Source organism: Rhodococcus antarcticus (assembly GCF_026153295.1).
GTDB lineage: Bacteria > Actinomycetota > Actinomycetes > Mycobacteriales > Mycobacteriaceae > Rhodococcus_D > Rhodococcus_D antarcticus.
In genome coordinates this window covers 178,713-202,361 of sequence record NZ_CP110615.1, presented here as the reverse complement: position 1 = coordinate 202,361, position 23,649 = coordinate 178,713, and the positions used below count along the sequence as shown (strand labels likewise).

Genomic DNA, 23,649 nt, shown 5'->3' with positions numbered 1-23,649 from the left:
GAGACCATGTTTATCACTAGCTTATGTAACTTGCCAATGCACTCAGTCGTCGCGTCGCGTCGCGTCGCGGCGCGGGTGACCGGCACGACGGTGCCCGAGCAGATGGTCGGTGGCCGGGGAGGACTGGTTGGTCGACATCGAGGAGACCCACACGTCGTTCCCCGCGCCGGCCTTCTTCCGGTCCCCGCAGCCGGACCGGTCCTGGGTGACGGCCGCGGGAGCGGTCCTGGTCGCGTCGGCGATGCTGGTCCCGAGCGTCGAGTCGCACCGCTCGGTGGACCCCGCTCAGGCGGTGAGGCCCTCCTCGGCGAGGTGGACGTAGTCGAACTCCACGGGCTGGTCGTTGATGCCCGTCTTGGGGGCGGCGATCCAGCCCGCGAACTCACCGGGCTCGTAGACCCCGACCATGAGCGCGGCCACGGCGGCGCGGTCGGCGTCCAGGGGCAGCCACCCGTCCACGCTCGCCTCCCACTCGGCGGCGTCGATGATCCGACCGTCCGGCGAGACGTGGCCGCTGGAGTACGAGCCGACCAAGCGGTTGAACCCCTCGTGCGGCAGGAACAGCCGCTGCTCCAGCCCGGCGTCCTCCATCTCCTGGTTCCAGCGGCGCACGCCGTTCTCGCAGTCGGCGACGTACTCGTCGCGCAGGTCCAGGTTCAGCGCCGTGAGCATGGGCACCGTCTCCTGGACGAACTCCCCGTCGCGCACCACCGTCATCTCCCGGGTGTCGCCGTGCAGCTCGTGGTCGTCCTTGCGCCGGGTCTCCTGCCAGCGGCCCTTCAGCCCCGCCGTGTAGTACGCCGCGACGTTGGTGGACCTCTCGGAGCCGAACAGGTCCATCGACACCGAGAACTGGAAGTTCAGGTACTTCTGCACGACCTCCAGCGGGATGACCCCGGCCGCCAGCAGCGCCGCCGGGTCGTCGGTGCCGAGCTCGACCATCACCTGGACGGTCTTCTCGACCACCCGCTGCACCCCGGTGGTGCCCACGAACATGTGGTGGGCCTCCTCCTTGAGCATGAACTCGCAGGTCCGGGCCAGCGGGTCGAACGCCGACTCCTTCAGCGTGCCCAGCTGGTACTTGCCGTCGCGGTCGGTGAAGTAGGTGAACATGAAGAACTGCAGCCAGTCGGTCGTCTCCTCGTTGAACGCCCCGAGGATGCGCGGCGAGTCGAGGTCGCCGGAGTTGCGCTTGAGCAGCTGCTCGGCCTCCTCGCGACCCTCCCGACCGAAGTAGGCCTGCAGCAGGTAGACCATCGCCCACAGGTGCCGGCCCTCCTCGACGTTGACCTGGAACAGGTTGCGCATGTCGTACAGCGAGGGCGCGGTGGCCCCCAGCACGCGCTGCTGCTCCACCGACGCGGGCTCGGTGTCGCCCTGCACGGTGATCAGGCGCAAGAGCTCGGCCCGGTACTCGCCGGGCACCTCCTGCCAGGCGGGCTCGCCCTTGTGCTTGCCGAACGGGATGACCCGGTTTGGGTCCTGCTCGGCCAGGAAGATGCCCCAGCGGTACTGCTCCATGGGGACGTGGCCGAAGTGCGCCCAGCCGTCGCGACCCACCGCGATCGCCGTGCGCAGGTACACGTCCTTGGTGGGCAGTGCGGGGCCGAGCGCCTTCCACCAGTCCAGGAACTTCGGCTGCCACCCCTCCAGCGCCCGCTGGAGCTTGCGGTCGCCGGCCAGGTTCACGTTGTTCGGGATCCGCTCGCTGTAGTCGATGGTGCTCAGCGGTCCGGTGGGCTTCGGGGCGGACCCGGTGCGCTCGGTGGTGGTCATGCTCACGTTCTACACTCGACTGACGTACTGAGCAATACTTGTCGACTGTCTGACCGGGGCACACTGGCCCCATGGCCCAGGACGCACGCCCCGACCGACCGGCTCGTCCCGTCATCCGGGCGACGGTGCAGACCAGCACCTGGCTCACCCCGCACGTCGTGCGGCTGGAGCTGCACGCCCCCGAGCTGACGAGCTTCCCCGTCGGCGAGTTCACCGACCACTACGTCAAGCTGCTGCTCCCCCAACAGGATCCGAACCAGCAGGATCCGAACCAGGAGGGCGGGGCGCGGCCGACCACCCGCACCTACACCGTGCGCGCCTGGGACCCGGCCGCGAGGCTGGTCACGATCGACGTCGTGCACCACGGGGAGCAGGGCCTGGCCGGACCGTGGGCCGCATCCGCGAAGCCGGGCGACGCGCTCGGGCTGACCGGGCCCGGCGGGGGCTACGCGCCCAACCCCGCCGCCGACTGGCACCTGCTCGTCGGGGACGCCAGCGCGCTGCCGGCCATCGCGTGCGCCCTGGAGCGGATCGGGACCAGCGCACCGGCCAAGGTCGTGGTGCTGGTGGACGGTCCCGCCGAGCACGCCTACCCGTTGCCCGACGGGGCGGACGTCACCTGGGTGGAGCGCGGGCTCGTCGACGCCGTGCAGGGCCTCGAGTGGCTCCCGGGGCGGGTGCACGCCTTCGTCCACGGCGAGGCGGGCGACGTCCGCGACCTGCGGCGCTGGCTGCGCGCCGAGCGGCACGTGCCCCTGGACCACCTGTCCGCCTCCGGGTACTGGCGCCTCGGCCGCGACGACGAGGCGTGGCGCGCGGTCAAGCGGGACTGGAACGCCGCGGCCGCGCTCGAGGAGCAGGACGCGCTCGCCGGACGGGTCTGAGCGACCGGGGCGGGCTACCGTCGTGGACGTGGCCTCCTTCCGCTCGGTGCTGACCGCTGCCGCCGACACCGCCCTGGACAAGCTCGTGGTGCCCGGCTACTCCGCCCTGGGGCCGGTGGTGCGCCGCCTCTGGTGGGCCCCGGACGCGGCGGAGCTCGTCGGCCGGCCCGAGGTGCTCGTGACCGGGGCGGGTTCCGGCCTGGGCCTGGCGACCGCCACGGCGCTCGCCCGCCTCGGGGCGCGGGTCCACCTCGTGGGTCGCAGCACCGAGCGCCTGGAGCAGGCGGCCACCGCGGTGCGCGCCGAGGTGCCCGGGGCTGCGCTCGTGGTGCGCCCCTGCGACGTCAGCGACCTGGACGCCGTGGCCGACCTCGTCACCGCGCTCAGCGACGACCTCGTGGCGCTGCACGCCCTGGTGCACTGCGCCGGCCTCATCCCGCAGCGCCGCACCACCTCAGCGCAGGGCCACGAGCTGGCCTTCGCCACCCACGTCCTGGGGCCCTACGCGCTCACCGTCGGGCTGCGCGACCTGCTGGCCGCGGACGGCGACGGCCGGGTGGTGTGGGTGTCCTCCGGCGGCATGTACCCCGTGCCCGCCGTCACCCGCGACCTCGAGTACACGACCGGCGAGTACAAGGGCATGACCGCCTACGCGCGCACCAAGCGCATGCAGGTGGCGGTGTCCGAGCACCTCGCGGCCACGTTCTCCCGCCCCGGCGACCCGGTGGTGCACGCCATGCACCCCGGCTGGGCCGACACCCCGGGGGTCAGCGGGTCCATCCCCGGCTTCGCCGCGGTCACGGCCGCCGTGCTGCGCACCGCCGAGCAGGGGGCGGACACCATCGTCTGGCTCGCGGCTGCCGCCGAGCCCGCGCGCACCACCGGGCTGTTCTGGCACGACCGTCGGCCGCGCTCCACCCAGTACCTGCCGCTGCTGCACGACGACCCGGCGGCGCGGGCCCGGTTGTTCCAGACCTGCGCCCAGGTGTCCAGGGCTCGGGTCAGCCGCTAGCTGCTCGGATCCGCCAGCAGGTTCCGCAGCTCGGCCCGCACCGGCTCGGGCGCACCGTCCTCGCCGACGTGCACCGTGGTGTGCCTGCCCTCGATGCAGGTGGCCTCGTCGCACACCACCGACCACGCCCAGCCCACCGACGTGCTGCCCACCCGTTCCACGTGCAGCCACAGCTCGAACTCGTCGTCGAAGCCGAGCGGCAGGTGGTAGGTCGCCTCGACGTGCCGACGTGGCCAGCGGCCGATGTCGCAGCCCGGGTCCAGCTCGCGCACCAGCCGGTGCTCCACCGCCTCGGCCCACCGCAGCGCGGCGGTGAAGTGGATGCGCCCGCCGGCGTCGGTGTCGACGAAGAGCACGCGACGCCGCTCGCTGCGCGCGGCGCCGCGGATCGTCCCGTCCTCGCTCACGCCTCGACCCTAGCCACCCCCGGAGCACCGGCGGAGCTCGCCGAGGCCCTCGAGGGCATGGTGCTCGCGCACGGCGCTCCGGACCCCGGGCGCCGAACGCAGCGCCCAGCGTGCAGGCCGCTCCCCGATGTGCGCTTCTGGCCCCATCCCCGAGACCTGGATCGGGGCGTCGCGTGCAGGCCTGACGTGCGTCGCGCTCCCCGGTTCCCGGAGCGTGTGCAGGGCACCGCCGGACGGGGACCGCGCGCGGGGGGACCACCGGCCCGGGGGTCCGGTGGCGTCACGGCGCCGCCGCGAGGACGGTGGACGGTGGCCGTCCACCGCGGGACGGCCTGACGAGGAGGCCACCGTGGACCACCGCACGCTCGGCACCACCGGAGTCAAGGTCAGCCCCCTCTGCCTGGGCGCCATGATGTTCGGCGCCTGGGGCAACCCCGACCACGACGACTCGATCGCGGTCGTCCACGCCGCGCTCGACGCCGGGATCAACGTCGTCGACACCGCCGACGTGTACTCCCAGGGCGAGTCCGAGGTGATCGTCGGCAAGGCCCTGCAGGGGCGGCGCGACGAGGTCGTGCTGGCCACCAAGGCGCACGCGCAGATGGGCGAGGGTGCCAACCGCAGCGGCAACTCCCGGCGCTGGATCGTGCAGGAGGTGGAGAGCAGCCTGCGGCGCCTGCAGACCGACTGGATCGACCTCTACCAGATCCACCGGCCCGACCCGTCGACGGCGATCGACGAGACCCTGGGTGCGCTGACCGACCTCGTCCGCGCCGGCAAGGTCCGCTACATCGGCAGCTCCACCTTCCCGGCGGGCGAGATCGTCGAGGCGCAGTGGGTCGCCGAGAAGCGCGGCCGCGAGCGCTTCGTCACCGAGCAGCCGCCGTACTCGATCCTGGCCCGTGGGATCGAGACCGAGGTGCTGCCGGTGACCCAGCGGCACGGCATGGGCGTGCTGCCCTGGAGCCCGCTGGCCGGCGGCTGGCTTAGCGGGCGCTACCGGAAGGGCACCGACGCACCCACGAGCGGCCGCGCGGCCCGGATGCCGGCCCGATACGACCTCGCCGACCCTGCGAACCGGGCCAAGCTCGACGCGGCCGACGCCCTCGGCAAGCTGGCCGACGAGCACGGGATGTCGCTGGTGCACATGGCCATCGCGTTCGTGCTGGAGCACCCGGGGGTCACCAGCGCGATCATCGGACCGCGGACGGTGGAGCAGCTGACCAGCCAGCTCGACGCCGCGGACCTCCAGCTCAGCACGGAGGTGCTCGACGCCATCGACGACATCGTCGCTCCGGGCACCACGGTCAACGCCACCGACGCCGGGTACGCGCCGCCGTCGCTGTCGGACGCCACGCTGCGTCGCCACCGGCGCTGAGCACGTGAGCCCCGTGGCGAAGGCGCTGAGGACGTGAGCACGCGGGTGGCCGCACCCGGTCGCGTCCCCTGGTGGGGCGTGGTGTCGGCCGTGCTCGCGCCGGTGTTCATGATCGGCGGGTGGGAGCTGGCCGCCGCGGTGCAGCCGGTGCCCTTCGACGCGGTGGTGCGCACCATCTCGGACCTCGCCGCCCGGGACACCCCGCACCGGTGGGTGATGACGGTGGGCCTGGCCGGGCTCGGTCTCGCCCACGTCGTGACGGCCCTGGCGCTCCGGGCGGGTGCGTCGTCGGGCCGGGTGCTGCTGGCGATCGGCGGTGTGGCCACGCTCGTCGTCTCCGCCGCCCCGCTGCCCGCCGGTGGGGGCTCGTCCACCGTGCACACCGTGGCCGCCACCGTCGGGTTCGTGGCCCTGAGCACGTGGTCGCTGCTGGCGTTCCCCCGCTGGCGCACCGGCTGGGTCGGGGCGGCCGTGCTGGTGGGCCTGCTGCTGTGGTTCGGGGTGGAGCTCGGGGGGCCACGGTTCGGGCTGAGCGAGCGGGTGCTGGCGGGAGCGCAGGCGGTGTGGCCCCTGCTCGTGGTGACCCGGCTGGTGGTGCGCGCACGGCTGGTCACCGGGGGGTCGCGGGGTGGATCATCGGCACCATGAGCACCCCCGCCCTGCTGCACCCGTTCGCCCGCCCGGCCGCCGAGGCGTCGTCGTTCACCTCGCTCGTGCGGGGCGAGGGCGCGATCGTCTGGGACGCCGAGGGCACCCGGTACGTGGACGCCATGGCCAGCCTCTGGCACTGCAACGTCGGGCACGGCCGCACCGAGGTGGCCGAGGCCGTCGCCGAGCAGATCGGTCGGCTGGAGACCTTCCACTGCTTCGACAAGTTCACCAACGCCCCCGCGGACGCCCTGGCGGAGCGGCTGGCCGCACTGGCGCCGGTGCCGGGCAGCCGGGTGTTCCTCACCAGCGGTGGCTCCGAGGCCGTCGACACCGCCATCAAGCTCGCCCGCCTCGCGCACGCCGCGGCCGGTGACGGCGAGCGCACCATCATTATCAGCCGGGCGCCGAGCTACCACGGGGTGACCTACGGCGGCATGAGCCTCACCGGGCTGCCGGCCAACAGCGCCGGCTTCGGCCCCGGCATCGGCGACGCGGTGCAGGTCCCCAAGGACGACCTGGCCGCCGTGGGTGCGGTGTTCGCCGCCCACCCCGGGAAGGTGGCGGCCGTGTTCGCCGAGCCCGTCATCGGTGCGGGCGGGGTGCACCCCCCGGTGCCCGGCTACCTCGAGGGCCTGCGGGCGCTGTGCACCGAGCACGGCGCGTTCCTCGTGCTCGACGAGGTCATCTGCGCCTTCGGCCGACTCGGCAGCATGTTCGCCGGTGAGCACTACGGGGTCCACGCCGACCTGACCACCTTCGCCAAGGGCGTGACCAGCGGGTACGTCCCGCTCGGTGGGGTGCTCGTGGCGCCGTCGGTGCACGAGAAGCTCTCCGCCGACCCCGCCGCTGTGCTGCGGCACGGCTACACGTACTCCGGGCACGCGAGCGCCTGCGCGGCCGCGATGGTGTGCCTGGACATCACCGAGCGGGAGGGGCTGCTGGACCGGGCGAAGACCGTCGGCGCCCGGCTCTCGACCGGCCTGCACGGGCTCCTCGAGGACGGTCTCGTCTCCGGGGTGCGCGGCGAGGGGGCGGTGTGGGCGGTGGAGACTCTGGCCGGGGTGGACGCGGTGGCCGTGCGCGACGCGACGATGGCGGCCGGGGTGATCGTGCGGCCCGTCGGCCCGAGCACCCTCGCGATGTGCCCGCCCCTGGTGAGCACCGACGACGACGTCGACGAGATCCTCGGGGCGCTGCGACGGGGGCTCGAGTCGGGCGGCACGCTCGGGTGAGCGCGGCCGGTCTGCGCCAGTAGCGTCTGCGGTCGTGGCCCACTCCCGCACCCCCGCCGTGGAGCCCACCGCGACCAGCCCCGCAGGGATCCCGTGCTGAGCCGGACGGTCGCCCGGTTCGACGCCTACCAGCGCACGCACCGCTGGATCGGTTTCCCGGTGGCCGTGGTCTACAAGTTCGTCGACGACCAGGGCGTCTACCTGACCGCGCTGATCGCGCACTACGCGTTCGTCTCGCTGTTCCCGCTGCTGCTCATCGCCGTGACGATCCTGGGGTTCGTGCTGCAGAACGACCCGGAGCTGCAGCAGCGGCTCATTGCCGCCGCGCTCAAGCAGGTGCCGCTGCTGGGCCCCGAGCTCGGTGACCAGGTGACGTCGTTCGGCGGCAGCGGGATCGGGCTCGTCATCGGTGTGGTGGGCACCCTGTTCGGTGGGCTCGGGGTGGCGCAGGCCGGGCAGAACGCGTTGAACACCATGTGGTCGGTGCCGCGGAACAAGCGCCCGAACCCGGTGGCCGCCCGGCTGCGCAGCCTCGTCCTGCTCGCCGTGTTCGGCACGGGTGTGCTGGCCACCACGGTGCTCACCCTCATCGGCGGGTTCAGCAACACCGACCTGCTCAACGCCGCCCTGGTCATCCCCGTCTCGATGGCCGCCAACGCCGCCCTGTTCGCGGTGCTGTTCCACTTCGGCACGACCCACCCCACCCGGCTGCGCGACGTCGCGCCGGGAGCGGTCCTGGCCGGGGTGGTGGTCCACCTGCTGCAGCTGTTCGGGGTGTACCTGCTGAGCTCGAGCCTGGACCGCTCGAGCGCGCTGTACGGGCTGTTCGGCGTCGTCCTCGGCCTCATCACCTGGATCACGCTGCAGGCCACGGTGGTGGTGTTCTGCGCGGAGATCGACGTGGTGCGCACGCGCCGGCTGTGGCCCCGGGCGCTGCTCACCCCGTTCACCGACGACGTGGACCTCACCCGAGCAGATCGGGCGGCGTACACCGACTACGCCAAGGCCCAGCAGCACAAGGGTTTCGAGACCGTCGAGGTCAGCTTCGCCGAGCCCCACCCCGCGGACGGCACCAGCGACGACGCGTAGGGCCGACGGGCTCGGACGACCTCGCCTCGAGCAGCCTCTGGCGCGACGGGGCAGCACCGGGTCGTCACCGCGACATCACGCCCCCAGGACACTCGCGTCGAGACACCCCTGCCCCCCACCCACGCCGGCCGCCCTCAGCGCTCCTGGCGCGGGAACACGTCCGTGCGCAGCACCGCCCGCAGCTCCCCGTGCCGGGGGTCGTTCCACTCCACCCCGAGCCACAGCGTCTCGGTGGTCAGCGGGAGCACCACCCGCCCGGCGGCCCCGGGTCCGACGACGGCCAGCACGTCGGGGAGGACCTGGGCCCCCTCGGCGACCGTCCGACCGTCCGCGCTGCTCGACAGGCGCAGGTCCGCCGCGGCGCTCGCGGCCCGGTTCGTCAGCACCACCGTGCCACCGTGGCGCAGCACGACCCAGCGCAGCCTCGCGTCCCGCTCCGCCGCCCCGGCACGCCGAGCGCGGTGCGCGCGCAGCGCAGCCCTCAGTCCCACAGCCGCCGGGCCCGCCCCGCCAGCCGTTCCCGGGCCGCCCGCAGGTCGACCCCGAGCAGCTCGCCGTGCGCCACCACCAGCTCGCCGTCCACCAGCAGGTGGCGCACCCGGCGGTCGGGGCCCAGCACGAGTCCCGCCACCGCGTCGCGCACGTCGGCCAGGTCGTCACCCGGCCACACCGCCACGTCGGCCCGGTAGCCGGGCCGGAGCTGGCCGATGTCCTCGCGGCCCAGGCAGCGCGCACCGCCCTCGGTGGCCAGCCGCAGCGCCGTGTCCACCCCGAGGGCCGCCGGCCGCCCGGCGTGGGAACGACCCGCGTACAGCGCCTGGCGCATCTCGCCGAACAGCCCGCCCGCCTCGTGGCTGGCCACCCCGAGGCCCACCGGCGCTCCCGCGGCGTCGAGGTCGACCACGCGGCAGGTGGCGGTGGCCATGCGCGCGTCGCTGGACGGGCAGTGCGCCACCCCGATCCCGCGCTCCCCGAACAGCGCGACCTCGGCGTCGTCGAGGTGGACGCCGTGGGCGACCCACACGTCCGACTCCGCCCACCCCCACTCCTCCATGAGCTGCACCGGCCGCCGGCCGTGGCGGGCCAGGGTGTGGCGCTCCTCCTCGACGGTCTGCGCGAGGTGGGTGTGCAGGCGCAGGGCGAGCCGCCGGGCGAGCGCTGCGGACTCCGTCATCAGCTCACCCGTGACGCTGAACGGCGAGCAGGGTGCGACCACCACGGAGGTGCGCACGCCGTCGTGCAGCCGGCCGTGCACGTCCACGGTGGACTGCAGGATGGTGTCGGTGTCCTCGACCACCGAGTCCGGCGGCAGCCCGCCCCTGCTCTGCCCGAGGTCCATGGACCCGCGGGAGAGGTGCAGCCGGATGCCGACGGCGTGCGCGGCGTCCGCGATCCGGTCGAAGACGGAGTCGTCGCCGCGGGGCACCAGGTAGTGGTGGTCGGCGGCGGTGGTGCACCCGGTCAGGGCCAGCTCGGCGAGCCCCACGGTGGCGGCCGCGTGCACGTCCTCGGCGTCCAGGCGTCCCCACACCGGGTACAGCGTCCGCAACCGGCCGAACAGGTCCGGGTCGACGGCGCGCCCACGGGTCATCCACTGGGACAGGTGGTGGTGGGTGTCGACCAGTCCGGCGGTGAGCACGTCCCCGTCCACGCGCAGCACGCGGTCACCCCGCTCGGCCGGCACCACTCCGACGGCGGTGATCCACCCGTCCCGCACGGCGACGTCCCCGGGCCAGCGGGCGCCCCGGAGGACCAGGCGGGGGGAGGTCGAGGTGCTCACCAGGTGCAGGCTAGGGCCGAGGTGTGCTCGGCGCGTGCCAGCGCGTCGCGGTCAGCCGTTGGTCGTGACACCGGCGGAGGAGACCACCAGCACCTGCCCGGGACGGATGAGGTCCGGGTTCGCGCCGATGACGGCCGCGTTGGCCCGGTACAGGTCCCCGTAGCCGTGGGCCTCGAACCACGCGGCGATGGCCGAGAGGGTGTCGCCCGGCAGCACGACGTAGGTGACGGGCACCGGGGCTGCCGCGGGCGCCGGGGCTGCCGCGGGCGCCGGGGCTGCCGCGGGCGCCGGGGCTGCGACCGGTGCGCCAGCCGGCACGACGGCTGCAGCGGGCGCCGACTCAGGAACGGGCGCGGCAGCGGGAACCGTCGTCGGGACCGCGCTCGGCGCGGTGGCGGTGGGCACCGAGACGGTGGCGGCGGCGTCGACGACCTGCGGAGTCGTCCAGGCGAACGAGCCGCCGAGCCCGGCCGCGGCCAGGGCGCCCGCGGCCAGCGCTGCCAGCACGGCCGTGGTGGATCGGGCGGGCGCGGAACCGGTCACGGTCGTCTCCTCGTGCAGCATGGGAGCCACAAGCAGAACAGATGGAGACCGGTCGGGCGCGCCGAGTCACCCGATCGTGTCCCGGTCGCACGAGCGTGCGGAGGTCCTCCTCCACCACCGACCACGTGCGCCGACCGGTTCGGGCCCCGGGCGCGGCGTGCCGGTGGGCGGGGCGCCGGCGGGGGTCAGTCCGGCAGCGGGCCGAGCGCGCCGAGCGGGGCGAGCGCCCCGCAACCGTGCTCGCAGACCCACTCGGGGTCCGCACCGAGCTCGGGCTCCACCTGCAGCGCCTCGTCGCGGTGCACCGGGCACGCGGGCCAGCGACCCTCGGTGTCGATCATCACGTCCTGCACGTCCTGGGCGAGCTGCCCGGCCACCATCGGGAGCCCGTCGGGCCAGCTCTGCACCCACCAGCGCCGCTGTGCGAGCGCCGTCTCCACCAGGTCGACCACGTCGGCGGTGTCGGCTCCACGGGCGGCCAGGTCGTGCAGCACCAGGGCGCGGGCGCGCAGCAGCTCCCGGTCGGTCGCGGCCAGCGCGGGATCGTCGGGGCTGGGCACGGGAGTGGGCTCGTCGGTCACCCGTCCATGCTGCCCGCTCGCGGCGGCGCCGACCGCTCAGCCCGCGTGGTGCTCGACCTCGTCGGCGGGGCGCACCTCGGCCAGCCCGGGGTCCTCCCCCTGCTCGCGGCGCGTCCGCCGCTGGCGCAGCAGGTCCCGGCTCTGGTCCACCTGCTCGGTGAGCCCGGTCAGCTGCTGGCGGTCGTCGTCGTCGACGGAGCCGCCCTTCTCGTGCAGCACGCGCTCCTCGGCCACCAGGTCGTCGATGTGCGCCAAGATCGTCCGGTCGTCCATACCCCCCCCAACGCCGCCACCGGGCGCCGGGTTCCTGGCAGGCTCGGGTCATGAGCACCCCCTTCGGCGCCTGGCCCTCCCCCGTCACGGCGACCGACGTCGCCCACGGCGCCGTCCGGCTGTCGTTCCCCGCCCTCGTGGCCGGGCGGCTGTGGTGGACGGAGGGTCGACCGGCGGAGTCCGGACGCCAGGTGGTGGTGCGCCGCGCGGAGGACGGCACCGCGCACGACGTGCTGCCCGCCCCGTTCAACGCCCGCACCCGGGTGCACGAGTACGGCGGGCTCAGCTGGGTGGCGACCGACGCCGGGCTGGTCTTCGCGGAGTTCACCGACCAGCGGCTGTGGCTGCTGGCCGAGGGTGCGTCGACGCCCGTCGCCCTCACGCCCGTGCCCGACGAGCCGTCCGGCCTGCGCTACGCCGACCCGGTGGTGGTGGGCAGCGAGGTGTGGTGCGTGCGCGAGGCCCACGCCGGCGGGGCCGTCCGGCGGCACCTGGTGGCCGTGCCCCTGGACGGGTCGCTGGCCGTGCGCGAGCTCGTCGGCGGCAGCGACTTCCTCGCCCACCCCCGGCTCGCCCCGGACGGCGCGCACCTGGCCTGGATCGCCTGGGACCACCCGCAGATGCCCTGGGACGGCACGGAGCTCCGGGGCGCGTCCGTGGTCGACGGCGAGGTCGGCGAGCCCCGCACCCTGCTCGGCGGGCTCGAGGAGTCGGTCCTGCAGCCGGAGTGGGCCGACGCCCGCACGCTGCACGCCGTCACCGACGCGACGGGGTGGTGGAACCTGGTGCGGGTCAGCCTCGACGGAGGTGTGCCGGAGCCCCTGCACCCCGCCGCCGAGGAGTTCGCCGCCCCGCTGTGGCAGCTGGGCCAGACCAGCTACGGCGTGCTCGAGGACGGCAGGCTCGCGGTCACCCACGGTGTCGGTCGCGCCGCCCCGGCGCTCCTCGACCCGGCGACGGGCACGCTCACCGACCTCGACGTGCCCTTCGACTCGGTGTCCGCGGTCTCCGTCACGGACGGCACGCTCGTGGGGATCGGCATCTCCCCCACCGCCCCCACCAGCCTGTTCACCGTCGACCTGGCCACGGGCACCGTCGAGGTGCTCGACCACGGCGACGACGGGCCGTCCCTCGGCGCGGAGTGGCTGCCGGTGCCGACCGCCGAGGCGCTGCCCGGCCCGGACGGGCGCACCGTGCACGCGCTGGTCTACCCACCGACGCACCCCACCGCCGTCGCGCCCGAGGGCGAGCTCCCGCCGTACGTGGTGTTCGTGCACGGGGGGCCCACGAGCCAGTCCCCGAACGCCCGCAGCACGGAGAAGGCGTACTTCACCAGCCGCGGCATCGGCGTGGTCGACGTCAACTACGGGGGCTCCAGCGGCTACGGCCGCGCGTACCGGAACTCGCTGCGCGAGCAGTGGGGCGTGGTGGACGTGCAGGACTGCGTCGCGGCCGCGCAGGCCCTGGCGGCCGACGGTCGGGCCGACGGGTCCCGGCTGGTCATCCGCGGGGGCAGCGCCGGGGGCTGGACGGTGCTCTCCGCGCTGACCCGCACCGACGCGTTCGCCGCCGGGGCCTCCTACTACGGGGTGGCCGAGCTCGTCCGCTTCGCCCAGGACACCCACGACTTCGAGTCCCGCTACCTCGACGGCCTGATCGGCCCGCTGCCGGAGACCCACGACCGCTACGTCGAGCGGGCACCGCTGAGCCACGTCGACGAGCTCAGCTGCCCGGTGCTGCTGCTGCAGGGCGACGAGGACGAGGTGGTGCCGCCGTCGCAGTCCGAGCTGTTCCGGGACGCGATGGTGCGCAACGGGATCCCGCACGCCTACCTGCTGTTCGCGGGCGAGCAGCACGGGTTCCGCAAGGCCGAGAACGTCGTGACCGCGCTGGAGTCCGAGCTCTCCTTCTACGGCCAGGTGCTCGGGTTCACCCCGCCCGACGTGCCCCGCCTGGACCTGACCCGTCCGTGATCGACTCGGCCACGAGGCTACCGGTGGGTAACGTGACGGCCACCACGCCGTCGTCGACCACCCGGAGGTGCCCGTGACCGGACCGTCCCACCCCCGCACCTTCGCCCGTCGACCGGCGGGGCTCGCGGCGAAGATCCGGCCTCCCGTGGACGGGCCCGCACCCGTCGGGCCGACAGCGCCCGCGGAGCCGCTGGCGCCCGCGGAGGCCGGGTCCCCCGGATCCGAGGCGGCCGCGGTGCCGGTCGGGGCGCCCGCCCCCGCCCCTGCGGTCCGACCGTCACCCCGACCCCGCCCGGCACCCGCCCCGGTGGGCGGGGCCGCCGCCGAGCCGGCTCCCGCCGTCGAGCCCGCCGCCGTCCCGGACGCCGTCGCCCCGGCTCCACCGGCCGAGGTGGCGCCCCCGGTCGCTGCCGTCGCGGTCGCTCCGGTTGCCGCCGTCGCCGTCCCGGACGCCGCGCCGACACCCCGGACGGCCCGCTCCCGCCCGCGCATCCCGTTCTGGCTGCTCAAGCCGCTGCTCGGGCTGGTCCTGGCGGTCCTCGCGCTCATCGTCATGGTCCGGCTCGTCACCGCCGACGACGGCGCAGCCGCCCCCACCGTGGCGCCGTCGGCGGTGACCACGACGGTGGCTTCGCCCGGTGCGGCCGGAGCCCAGGCCGGGACGATCACCGTCGGCGGGGTGTTCCTGCTCCCGCTGAGCACCTCCACCGACTCCAGCGGGAGCCTCGCCGGACGCACGGGGCAGGTGGTGCAGGCCCAGGGCGTGGAGGTGCTCTCCACCCCGTCCGCGGACGGGGCCTGGGTGGGGACCTCGGCCGACAACCGGGTCTACGTGCAGCTGGTGGGATCCAGCCGCGGCGCCGTGACCCCCTCGACCGGCCAGCGGCTGACCTTCACCGGCACGGTGGTGCCCAACGGCGGTGGGCTCGCCGCGGGGGACGGTGCCGCGCTGCTCGCCCAGCAGACCCAGCACGTCGAGGTCTTCGTCGGAGCACTCAGCGTCGGTTGAACGCCCCGTTTCCCGCGTGAGGCGCCACACTGTGACGAGCGACCAACGGCCCTGCCGCCGAACCTACGGTCGCGTAACCTACGAAGGCGTAGGTACCGATCCGAGGAGGCACCCATGGCCACGAAGCTGACGACGACGCAGCTCCTGCACGAGCTCGAGCCGGTGGTGGCCGAGAACCTCGACCGGCACAACTCGATGGCCAGGCCGTGGCACCCGCACGACTACGTGCCGTGGTCGGACGGGAAGAACTTCGCCGCCATGGGCGGGGTGGACTGGGACCCGGAGCAGTCGACGCTGTCGGAGACGGCGAAGGCCGCGATGGTGCTGAACCTGCTCACCGAGGACAATCTGCCGTCCTACCACCGCGAGATCGCGATGCACTTCGGCCGCGACGGCGCCTGGGGCACGTGGGTGGGGCAGTGGACGGCCGAGGAGAACCGGCACGGCATCGTCATGCGCGACTACCTCGTGGTCACCCGCGGCGTGGACCCGGTGGACCTCGAGAACCAGCGCATGGCCCACATGATCAACGGCTACGACGCCGGCGAGAAGTCCATGCTGCAGACCGTCGCCTACGTCAGCTTCCAGGAGCTGGCCACGCGCGTGAGCCACCGCAACACCGGCAAGGCCTGCGGGGACCCGATCGCGGACGCGATGCTCGCCCGCATCGCCAAGGACGAGAACCTGCACATGATCTTCTACCGCAACCTCGTCGGCGCTGCGTTCGACCGCGCACCGGACGAGACGATGGTGGCGGTCCTGCAGGAGGTCAAGCACTTCGAGATGCCCGGCTCGGACATGAAGAACTTCCGCCGCGCCTCCGTGCTCATGGCCAAGGCCGGCATCTACGACCTGCGCCAGCACCACGACGACGTGATCATGCCCGTGCTGCGGCACTGGAACGTGTTCGAGCGCACCGGGTTCGGCCCGGAGGGTGAGGCCGCCCGCGAGGAGCTCGTCGGCGTGCTCGCCGCCCTCGACGCCGCGGCCAGCCGGTTCGAGGACTCCCGCGACCGCGCGCTGGCCCGCGCTGCCGCCCGGGGCTAGCGGCTCGGGGCCAGCGGCTCGGGGCTAGCGGCTCGGGGCTAGCGGCTCGGGCATCATCAGCCCATGAGCCGGTACTCCTTCACCCACTCCGTCCCCGTCCCGCCCGAGCAGGCCTGGGCGGTGGTGTCCGACCACGAGGGCATGGCGTCCTGGCTGCCCCCGGTGCGCACGGTCGTCCTGGAGACGGCGGGCTCCCCCGACCGCAACGGGGTCGGGGCGGTGCGGGCGCTGCACGCGGTGGGTCCCGCCATCCGCGAGCGGGTCACCGCGTTCGAGCCCGGGCAGCGACTGGCCTACGCCGCCGTCTCGGGCGTGCCGGCACGGGACTACACCGGGGAGATCCTGCTGCGCGCCAGCGGCTCGGGCACCGTCCTCACCTGGACCATCGAGTTCCGCCCGCTGTTCCCCGGGGCGCAGCTGGTGCTGGCCGGGGCCATCGGCGGGGCGGCGCGGCTGCTCGCCCGGCGGCTCTCCCGCTGAACCTGGCGCGGCCGCGGCACGGCGGTGGGGCCACCATGGGGGCATGCGAGCAACCCTGATCCACGGCCCCCGTGACATCCGCGTCGAGGACGTCCCCGACCCGAGCATCCTGCGACCCACCGACGCCCTGGTGCAGGTCGTGGCCGCCTGCGTGTGCGGCTCCGACCTGTGGCCCTACCGCGGCGTCCGCGAGACCCCCGAGCCCAAGCGCATCGGGCACGAGCTCGTCGGCCTGGTCACCGAGGTGGGCCCCGAGGTGCGCACCCTGCGCCCGGGCCAGTTCGTCATCGCCCCCTTCGTCGTCAGCGACGGCACGTGCGCCAACTGCCGCAACGGCATCACCACCTCGTGCCTGCACGGCTCCGCCTGGGGCGGCACCGACCCCGACGGCAACCTCGTCGACGGTGCGCAGGGCGAGATGGTGCGCGTCCCGTGGGCCGACGGCACCCTCGTGGCCACGCCCGAGGTGCCTGACGACGCGATGGTCCCGAGCCTGCTGGCGCTGTCGGACGTCATGTCCACCGGGCACCACGCCGCCGTCTCGGCCGGGGTTCGCGCCGGGAGCACCGTCGTGGTCGTGGGCGACGGCGCCGTCGGCCTCTCCGCCGTGCTCGCCGCCCGCCGCCTCGGCGCCGAGCAGGTCGTGATCATGTCCCGGCACGCGTCCCGCCAGGCCATCGCCACCGACTTCGGCGCCACCGGGATCGTCGCCGAGCGGGGCGAGGAGGGCGTCGCCGCCGTGCACGAGCTGTTCGGCGGCATCGGCCCCGACTGCGTGCTGGAGTGCGTCGGCACGGAGCAGTCCATGCAGCAGGCGCTCGCCTCGGTGCGGCCCGGTGGGCGGGTCGGGTACGTCGGGGTGCCGCTCGGGGGGGCCGAGCTCCCCATCCGGCAGCTGTTCAGCAGCAACGTCTCGGTGGGCGGTGGTGTCGCCCCGGTGCGCGCCTACCTCGACGAGCTGCTGGTGGACGTGCTCGACGGGACGCTCGACCCCGGCCGGGTCTTCGACCGCCAGATGCCGCTGGAGGACGTCGCCGAGGGCTACCGCGCCATGGACGAGCGCACCGCCGTCAAGGTGCTGCTGCGGCCCTGATCGACGGACGGGCCCTGGCGCGCAACCGGTAGCGCGCGATATAGTCGCAGCCGACGGGACGCACCCGTCGGCTGCGCTCGCACCGTCATCCCCGGTCGCCGCGCCGCGACCCACCAGCAGAGGAGCTCCCCCATGCCCACTCGTACCGCCCGCACCGCCTGGAACGGCGGCCTCCAGGACGGCTCCGGCCAGGTCGAGCTCTCCAGCTCCAAGGTCGGCACCTACGACGTGTCCTTCCCCAAGCGCGCCGCTGACGAGGCCGGGGGCACCACCAGCCCCGAGGAGCTCATCGCGGCGGCGCACTCCGCCTGCTACGCCATGCAGCTCTCCGCCGTGATCGCCGAGGCCGGCGGCACCCCGCAGAGCCTCGAGGTCTCCGCCGAGGTCGGCCTCGGACCCGACGAGGCCAACGGCGGCTTCAAGCTCACCGGCATCACCATCACCGTTCGCGGCGAGGTGGAGGGCCTCGACGCCGACGGCTTCGCCAAGGCCGCCCAGAACGCCAAGGAGTCCTGCCCGGTCTCCAAGGCGCTCACCGGCGTCAAGATCACCCTGGACGCCGCGCTCGTCAGCTGAACCACCCCTAACCCGGCGAGCCCCGCCGACCGGACCGGTCGGCGGGGCTCGCCCGTGGGAGGGTCACGACATGTTGGTCACGTCGTGAAGGTGTTCCTGTCCTCGGACATGGAGGGCACCGCCGGCATCGTCGACTGGACGCAGTGCCAGGCCGGCAACCCCGGCTACGAGCACGGCGTCGCGCTGCTGCAGGCTGAGGTGAACGCGGCGATCACCGGCGCCGTGACCGGCGGCGCCACGGAGGTGCTGGTCAACGACTCGCACTCGGTGATGCAGAACCTGCGTCCCGAGCTGCTCGCCGGACGGGCTAGGTACCTCTCCGGCCGCCACAAGCCGCTCTACATGATGCAGGGGCTCGACCCGAGCTTCGACGCCGTGCTCCTGGTCAGCTACCACGGGTCGATGGGCGGGCCGTCGTCGGTGCTCAGCCACACCTACAGCCCCCGGGCCATCGCCGAGGTGCGGCTCAACGGGACGCCGGTCGGAGAGGCCGGCATCAACGCCCTCGTCGCCCAGGCCCACGGGGTCCCGGTGGTGCTGGTCACCGGCGACGACGTGACCGCGGCCGAGTCCCGGGCGGTGCTGCCCGGGATCCGCACGGCGGTGGTGAAGACGGCGGTGTCCCGGTTCGCGGCCGACAGCCTGCACCCGCACGACGCCTGCGAGCTGATCGCCGCCGAGGCCGAGGCGGCGCTGCGGGGCCTGGCCCAGGCGCGACCGCCGGCGTTCGACCTGCCCGCCCGCCTGGACATCACCTTCCGCAACGCGGACCTGGCCGAGATGGCCACCTGGGTGCGCGGGGTCGAGCGGACCGGCGGGTGCAGCGCCGCCCTGGTCGACGACGACCCCCTGCGGCTCTACCGGACCTTCGTCACCGTCCTGCTGCTCGGTCGGGGGATCGCGGAGTAGCTCAGCGCCCACGGAGGTTCCCGGAGCCGGCGTGCGCCAGGTGCTCGGCCGGCACCGCACCGAGGCGGCCCGCCTGGAAGTCCCGAGGACACCGGGCGGCGCTCGCCCCCCACGGTCCCGTCCCCGGAGAGCACGTAGCCATGGTCGTTGCATTCTCAGCTACCCGCAGGAGAGCGGCGGGGCACAATGGGGTCCCGTGACCACCACCCTCGCCGAGCCGACGCCGCGCTCGGCCCCGTCCCCCTCGGCCCCGTCCCGTCCGGGCCCGCTGCGCATCGGCCCGCTGACCCTGCGCAGCCCCGTGGTGCTCGCCCCGATGGCCGGGATCACCAACGTCGCGTTCCGCCAGCTGTGCCGCGAGCAGGAGACGGCACGCACGGGCCAGGACGCCGCCGGGCTGTACGTCTGCGAGATGGTCACCGCCCGCGCCCTGGTCGAGCGCCACCCGGACACCCTGCACATGACGACCTTCGCGCCCGACGAGTCGCCCCGCTCGCTGCAGCTGTACACGGTGGACCCGGAGACCACGGCTCGCGCGGTGCGCATGATCGTCGAGGAGGACCTCGCCGACCACGTCGACATGAACTTCGGCTGCCCCGTGCCCAAGGTGACCCGCAAGGGTGGTGGCGCGGCGCTGCCGTACAAGCGGGAGCTGTTCACCCGCATCGTGCGGGCCGCGGTGCAGAACGCGGGGGCCCTGCCCGTCACGGTGAAGATGCGGGTGGGCATCGACGCCGAGCACCACACGTTCCTCGATGCCGGCCGGATCGCTGCGGCGGAAGGCGTCTCCGCCGTGGCGCTGCACGCCCGCACGGCCGCCCAGCGCTACTCCGGCACCGCGGACTGGTCGCAGATCGCCCGGCTCAAGGAGCACGTCACCGACATCCCCGTGCTGGGCAACGGGGACGTCTTCGACGCCGCCGACGCCGTGGCGATGATGGCTCGGACCGGGTGCGACGGAGTGGTCGTGGGGCGCGGGTGCCTGGGCCGGCCGTGGCTGTTCGCCGAGCTCGCGGCCGCCCTGGGCGGCACCCCGGCCCCGGTCCCCCCCACCCTGGGCGAGGTGGCCGTGGTCCTGCGCCGGCACGCCGAGCTCCTGGCCGCGCACCACGGCCCCGACAAGGGGCTGCGCGACCTGCGCAAGCACATGGCCTGGTACCTGCGCGGCTTCCCCATCGGCTCCGAGCTGCGCCAGGGCTTCGCCCTGGTGTCCACCCTGGACGACCTCGACGCGCTGCTGGCCCGGCTCGACGCCGACGTGCCGTTCCCGGCCGACGCCGAGGGACCCCGAGGTCGTCAGGGCTCCCCGGGCACCGTCGCGCTGCCGGAGGGTTGGCTCGACGACCCGCAGGACGCCACCGTCCCGCACGGCGCGGACGTGCTCACCTCGGGCGGCTGAGCCTCGGCGGCGGACGCGCCCAGCGAGCGGGGCCCAGCAGGACACGCACCCGCCGGGGTGGACGCCACCCCCGTCGGTGCACACCGGGCGGTACGAGCTCGCCCGTGCGTGACCTCCCGGCCCGGACGGGTGATCGTCGCGGACGTCGGAGGGCCGGCGATTCCTGGACCATCCGCTGCGCTCGCTGACCGAGCAGCACGAGCAGGACCCCGACGGCCCGACGGCGAAGACGTGCGTCGCGCTCGTCGACCTGGACCTGTCCAAGCAGGTCAACGACCGCTTCGGGCACGCGATGGGCGACCAGGTGCTGCGGCGGGTGGTCGAGCTGCTGCAGACCGACCTGCCGCCGCGCTCGTTCTGCGCCCGGTACGGCGGCGAGGAGTTCGTCCTGGTGCTGCCGGGCGCGGCACCGGAGCAGGCGGTGGCGCTGCGGGTGCGGGCCCGCCACCGGATCGAGGGCGAGGACTGGTCACGGCTGACCCCGGGTCTCCGGGTGACGGTGAGCAGCCGGCTCCACGCGGCCACGCGCAGCGGCTGCAACGCCGTGGCGTTCAGCGTGGCCACCGACTCACCGGTGCAGCTCGCCGGGGCCGCCGCCCACCGCCGTGTCGTGCGCGACGTCGATCACGCCGCAGCCGAGGAGTGCCGAAGTCCGTAGCATCGTCGGAGGTCGTGCTCTGGCGTGCGTCCGACGACGACGGTCGAGACGGCGGAGGTGTTCGGTGAGCGACGACGAGCCCACCGGGTCCCCCGACCAGCCCCGCCCCGACGACTCCCGCGCGTCCGCGCCGTGGGAGCGCCCGTGGGCCGTCACCCCACCCGCCCCACCCCGTGCCGACGACACCACCGCGGCCGGGGCACCCGCCGGCGCCGAGGACGACGCCTCGCGCCGCAGCCGCGACCCCGACCACGGGGAACAGGTGAGCGTGGCCGACCTGCTGCGCCGCATCGGCCACCGGGCGGGCGGGCGGCGGCGCACCGGCGACCAGCCCACCCCCGGCACGACCAACCCGGGCACCAGCACCCCGGCGCCCCGCCCGAGCTCGGACGACGACACCACCGTCCTGCCCGCGGTGGTCGACGAGCACGCCCCGCTCGGTGGCACCCCGCCCGCCCCGGTCGTCCGCACCCCGCCCGCCCCGGTCGTCCGCACCCCGCCCCGTGCAGCCCCACCGGCCCGCACCGCGCCGGTCCGGGTCGCAGCGGGACGCTTCGTCCCGCTGTCCGGGTCGGAGCCCGAGCCCGCCGCCGAGGCCGTCCCCACCCGCCTGCAGGCCAAGAAGTCCCGCCGTCAGCGCCGCACCGCGCTCGCCGGCCGGGCAGCGGTGGCCCTGGTCGCCGTCCTCGTCTTCGGCGTCACCGGCACCGCCTGGTCGCTGCTGCGCTACTTCGACGCCAACGTGCAGACCGTGCAGTCGCTCGACCAGGGGTCCACGGCCATCCAGCAGCCGGAGAAGCAGCTCGGGGACGAGAACTTCCTGCTCGTGGGGTCCGACAGCCGGGCCGGGGCCAGCGGCGAGATCGGCGCCGGCACCGAGAGCCAGGTCGCCGGAGCGCGCTCGGACACCACGATGCTCGCCCACATCCCGGCCGACCGCAGTCGCGTGGTGATCGTCTCCTTCCCGCGCGACCTGCAGGTGGACCTCCCCGCGTGCAACCGCTGGGACAACGACACGGCGACGTACACGACCGAGGTCGTCCCCCCGCAGCAGGGCGTCAAGCTCAACGAGGCGTACTTCGAGGGCGGGCCGAAGTGCATCACCAAGATGGTGCAGCAGCTGTCCGGGCTGAACGTCAACCACTTCGTCGGGGTCGACTTCGCCGGCTTCCAGTCCATGGTCGACGCGGTCGGGGGGGTGCAGGTCTGCACGGAGAAGCCGCTCGAGGACTCCTTGCTCGGCACGGTGCTGGGCCAGGCCGGCACCCAGAGAATCGACGGCCAGCAGGCCCTGAACTACGTCCGCGCACGGCACGTCGTCGGTGACCCGACCAGCGACTACGGCCGGATCCAGCGCCAGCAGCGCTTCCTCTCGTCGCTGCTGCGGGCCTCGTTGAGCACCAACACGCTGCTCAACGTGGGCAAGCTGAAGCGCCTGGTCGACGCCGTGACCTCGAGCACCTTCGGCGAGGGCATCGGCGTCCAGGACCTGCTCACCCTCGGTCAGTCCCTGCAGGGTCTGGAGCCCGGTCGCGTCACCTTCATCACCGCCCCCACCACGGGCGAGGCGAACTCGTCAGGCAACGAGGTGCTGCTCGACGCCGCCAACGCGGCCCTGTTCCAGGACATCCGGGAGGGTGTGCCGCTGCCCGGGGAGGCCGCGGCCCCCAGCACCACGGGTGCACCCACCACCACCGTGGCGCCACCGTCGCTGGCCGCGCTGGCCCCGGCGGACGTGTCCTTCGTCGTTCGCAACGCCACCACCACCAAGGGCCTCGCCGCCGCGGTGGCCGACGAGCTCACCGCGTACGGCCTCCGGGCCTCGAGCCTGGGCGACGCCATCCCCGCCACCACCGCCCCCGCCACCACCACCGTCCGCTACTCCGCGGGGGCCGAGGCCGCAGCCCGCACGCTCGCCTCGGCCGTGCCCGGTGCGACGCTGGAGCCCACCCCCGGGCTCGGCACCAGCGTCGAGCTCGTGCTCGGCTCCGACGTCCGGGGCACCACCACCGCCCCGACGGCCGCCGGATCCCCGCTGCCCGCCTCGGGCGCCGCCGCGACCAGCCCCGTCGCCCCGCTGCCCGGCAACCTCGCCGTGGTCAACGGCGGCGACGCCACCTGCACCTGACGGGCCCCCGTCGTTCACCGTGCGTTAACGGCCTCGTCCGGTGCCCGTCCACGTGGGCGCCGTATCCTCACCCCATGCGCGTCGCCTACACAGAACAGCTCAGTGACCTCACCGGCGAGCTCGCCGCCATGTGCGGTCTCGCCGAGGTGGCCATGCAACGGGCCACGCAGGCGCTGCTGCAGGCCGATCTCGCCCTCGCCGAGCAGGTCATCGGGGAGAACGACCGGATCGACGACATGCGCCTCCAGTGCGAGGAGAAGGCCTTCGCCCTCCTCGCCCTGCAGTCACCCGTGGCCGGCGACCTCCGCATCGTGGTCAGCGGGATCCACATCGTCGCCGACGTCGAGCGGATGGGCCAGCTCGCCCTGCACGTCGCGAAGATCGCCCGCCGTCGCCACCCCGCGCACGTGCTGCCGGAGGACGTGCGCGGCTACTTCGCCGAGATGGGCAAGGTCGCCGTGACCCAGGCGGCCAGGACGCGCGAGGTCCTGCTCAGCCGCGACCTCGACGAGGCCGCTGCGCTGGAGACCGGCGACGAGCCGATGGACGACCTGCACAAGCACCTGTTCAGCGTGATGATGGACAGCGACTGGCCGCACGGCGTGGCCGCGGCCGTCGACATGACGCTGCTGGGCCGGTTCTACGAGCGCTACGCCGACCACGCCGTCGAGGTGGCCCGGCGCGTCGTCTTCCTCGTCACCGGGAAGCTGCCGGAGCCCGGCACCCCGGAGCTGACCGGCGTCACCCCCACCGGGGTCTGAACCAGGCCGC

The 23,649-nt window shown here is 74.3% G+C and carries 24 protein-coding genes; 17 read left to right on the top strand and 7 right to left on the bottom strand.

All coding sequences use genetic code 11. The features are described from left to right. Positions 1 to 285 precede the first annotated feature (285 nt). Positions 286 to 1,776, bottom strand: a complete 1,491-nt coding sequence (boxB, locus tag RHODO2019_RS00955; protein ID WP_265383219.1) for a benzoyl-CoA 2,3-epoxidase subunit BoxB — start codon at positions 1,774 to 1,776, stop codon at positions 286 to 288. A gap of 71 nt (positions 1,777 to 1,847) precedes the next feature. On the opposite strand from boxB, the gene RHODO2019_RS00950 reads away from it, so the two are divergent. Both RHODO2019_RS00950 and RHODO2019_RS00945 read left to right on the top strand, forming a co-directional pair. Continuing rightward, entirely contained in the window at positions 1,848 to 2,660 is an 813-nt protein-coding gene (locus RHODO2019_RS00950) for a siderophore-interacting protein (RefSeq protein ID WP_265383218.1), read from the top strand. Between the two features lie 28 nt (positions 2,661 to 2,688). After that, positions 2,689 to 3,672: an SDR family NAD(P)-dependent oxidoreductase gene (locus RHODO2019_RS00945; protein ID WP_265383217.1), complete on the top strand. Its 984-nt coding sequence runs from the start codon at positions 2,689 to 2,691 to the stop codon at positions 3,670 to 3,672. On the opposite strand, the gene RHODO2019_RS00940 is transcribed toward RHODO2019_RS00945, so the two are convergent. Then, entirely contained in the window at positions 3,669 to 4,079 is a 411-nt protein-coding gene (locus RHODO2019_RS00940; RefSeq protein WP_265383216.1) for an acyl-CoA thioesterase, read from the bottom strand. The two genes, RHODO2019_RS00945 and RHODO2019_RS00940, sit on opposite strands and share 4 nt — an antisense overlap. Before the next feature lie 349 nt (positions 4,080 to 4,428). On the opposite strand from RHODO2019_RS00940, the gene RHODO2019_RS00935 reads away from it, so the two are divergent. The 4 genes from RHODO2019_RS00935 (at position 4,429) to RHODO2019_RS00920 (ending at position 8,429) form a co-directional block, all read left to right on the top strand. Next, complete coding sequence (locus RHODO2019_RS00935; protein WP_265383215.1) at positions 4,429 to 5,457, top strand: aldo/keto reductase; 1,029 nt, start codon at positions 4,429 to 4,431, stop codon at positions 5,455 to 5,457. A 33-nt stretch (positions 5,458 to 5,490) separates the two neighbouring features. Beyond that, complete coding sequence (locus tag RHODO2019_RS00930) at positions 5,491 to 6,105, top strand: DUF998 domain-containing protein (protein WP_265383214.1); 615 nt, start codon at positions 5,491 to 5,493, stop codon at positions 6,103 to 6,105. Beyond that, positions 6,102 to 7,340, top strand: a complete 1,239-nt coding sequence (locus tag RHODO2019_RS00925; protein ID WP_265383213.1) for an aminotransferase family protein — start codon at positions 6,102 to 6,104, stop codon at positions 7,338 to 7,340. The genes RHODO2019_RS00930 and RHODO2019_RS00925 overlap by 4 nt, the downstream gene beginning before the upstream one ends. Before the next feature lie 93 nt (positions 7,341 to 7,433). Continuing rightward, the gene (locus RHODO2019_RS00920; protein WP_265383212.1) at positions 7,434 to 8,429 is read left to right on the top strand and encodes a YihY/virulence factor BrkB family protein; all 996 of its coding nucleotides are present in this window, start codon (positions 7,434 to 7,436) and stop codon (positions 8,427 to 8,429) included. A gap of 134 nt (positions 8,430 to 8,563) precedes the next feature. Here the strand turns inward: RHODO2019_RS00920 and RHODO2019_RS00915 are convergent, their stop codons facing one another. From RHODO2019_RS00915 to RHODO2019_RS00895, 5 genes are all read right to left on the bottom strand, one after another. Beyond that, on the bottom strand, positions 8,564 to 8,818 hold the full coding sequence (locus tag RHODO2019_RS00915) for a hypothetical protein (protein ID WP_265383211.1): 255 nt from the start codon (positions 8,816 to 8,818) through the stop codon (positions 8,564 to 8,566). A gap of 92 nt (positions 8,819 to 8,910) precedes the next feature. After that, positions 8,911 to 10,209, bottom strand: coding sequence for an amidohydrolase family protein (locus RHODO2019_RS00910; RefSeq protein ID WP_265383210.1), 1,299 nt, complete (start codon positions 10,207 to 10,209; stop codon positions 8,911 to 8,913). Between the two features lie 51 nt (positions 10,210 to 10,260). Then, complete coding sequence (locus RHODO2019_RS00905) at positions 10,261 to 10,752, bottom strand: LysM peptidoglycan-binding domain-containing protein (protein ID WP_265383209.1); 492 nt, start codon at positions 10,750 to 10,752, stop codon at positions 10,261 to 10,263. A 185-nt stretch (positions 10,753 to 10,937) separates the two neighbouring features. Further along, the gene (locus RHODO2019_RS00900; protein ID WP_265383208.1) at positions 10,938 to 11,333 is read right to left on the bottom strand and encodes a DUF8819 family protein; all 396 of its coding nucleotides are present in this window, start codon (positions 11,331 to 11,333) and stop codon (positions 10,938 to 10,940) included. A 36-nt stretch (positions 11,334 to 11,369) separates the two neighbouring features. Then, on the bottom strand, positions 11,370 to 11,606 hold the full coding sequence (locus RHODO2019_RS00895; protein ID WP_265383207.1) for a DUF2630 family protein: 237 nt from the start codon (positions 11,604 to 11,606) through the stop codon (positions 11,370 to 11,372). A gap of 50 nt (positions 11,607 to 11,656) precedes the next feature. Between RHODO2019_RS00895 and RHODO2019_RS00890 the strand changes: the two genes are divergently transcribed. The 11 genes from RHODO2019_RS00890 to phoU all read left to right on the top strand — a co-directional run bounded on the left by RHODO2019_RS00890 (position 11,657) and on the right by phoU (position 23,639). Next, on the top strand, positions 11,657 to 13,579 hold the full coding sequence (locus RHODO2019_RS00890) for a S9 family peptidase (protein ID WP_265383206.1): 1,923 nt from the start codon (positions 11,657 to 11,659) through the stop codon (positions 13,577 to 13,579). Positions 13,580 to 13,652: 73 nt separating this feature from the next. Next, positions 13,653 to 14,588, top strand: coding sequence for a hypothetical protein (locus tag RHODO2019_RS00885; protein WP_265383205.1), 936 nt, complete (start codon positions 13,653 to 13,655; stop codon positions 14,586 to 14,588). A gap of 114 nt (positions 14,589 to 14,702) precedes the next feature. Then, the gene (locus tag RHODO2019_RS00880; protein ID WP_265383204.1) at positions 14,703 to 15,635 is read left to right on the top strand and encodes an acyl-ACP desaturase; all 933 of its coding nucleotides are present in this window, start codon (positions 14,703 to 14,705) and stop codon (positions 15,633 to 15,635) included. 63 nt (positions 15,636 to 15,698) lie between these two features. After that, positions 15,699 to 16,115 (top strand): SRPBCC family protein, encoded by a 417-nt coding sequence (locus RHODO2019_RS00875; protein ID WP_265383203.1) that lies wholly within the window; start codon positions 15,699 to 15,701, stop codon positions 16,113 to 16,115. Positions 16,116 to 16,158: 43 nt separating this feature from the next. Further along, a complete protein-coding gene (locus RHODO2019_RS00870) occupies positions 16,159 to 17,208 on the top strand; it encodes a zinc-dependent alcohol dehydrogenase family protein (protein ID WP_265383202.1) in 1,050 nt (349 codons plus the stop codon). A 132-nt stretch (positions 17,209 to 17,340) separates the two neighbouring features. Then, positions 17,341 to 17,784 (top strand): OsmC family protein, encoded by a 444-nt coding sequence (locus RHODO2019_RS00865; protein ID WP_265383201.1) that lies wholly within the window; start codon positions 17,341 to 17,343, stop codon positions 17,782 to 17,784. Positions 17,785 to 17,868: 84 nt separating this feature from the next. Continuing rightward, positions 17,869 to 18,693, top strand: a complete 825-nt coding sequence (locus RHODO2019_RS00860; RefSeq protein ID WP_265383200.1) for a M55 family metallopeptidase — start codon at positions 17,869 to 17,871, stop codon at positions 18,691 to 18,693. A gap of 316 nt (positions 18,694 to 19,009) precedes the next feature. Further along, positions 19,010 to 20,092: a tRNA dihydrouridine synthase DusB gene (gene dusB / locus RHODO2019_RS00855; protein WP_265384873.1), complete on the top strand. Its 1,083-nt coding sequence runs from the start codon at positions 19,010 to 19,012 to the stop codon at positions 20,090 to 20,092. 163 nt (positions 20,093 to 20,255) lie between these two features. Further along, positions 20,256 to 20,750: a GGDEF domain-containing protein gene (locus tag RHODO2019_RS00850; protein WP_354005610.1), complete on the top strand. Its 495-nt coding sequence runs from the start codon at positions 20,256 to 20,258 to the stop codon at positions 20,748 to 20,750. Between the two features lie 64 nt (positions 20,751 to 20,814). Then, positions 20,815 to 22,878 (top strand): LCP family protein, encoded by a 2,064-nt coding sequence (locus RHODO2019_RS00845; protein WP_265383199.1) that lies wholly within the window; start codon positions 20,815 to 20,817, stop codon positions 22,876 to 22,878. A 74-nt stretch (positions 22,879 to 22,952) separates the two neighbouring features. Beyond that, positions 22,953 to 23,639, top strand: a complete 687-nt coding sequence (gene phoU, locus RHODO2019_RS00840; protein WP_265383198.1) for a phosphate signaling complex protein PhoU — start codon at positions 22,953 to 22,955, stop codon at positions 23,637 to 23,639. The last annotated feature ends 10 nt before the right edge of the window (positions 23,640 to 23,649 follow it).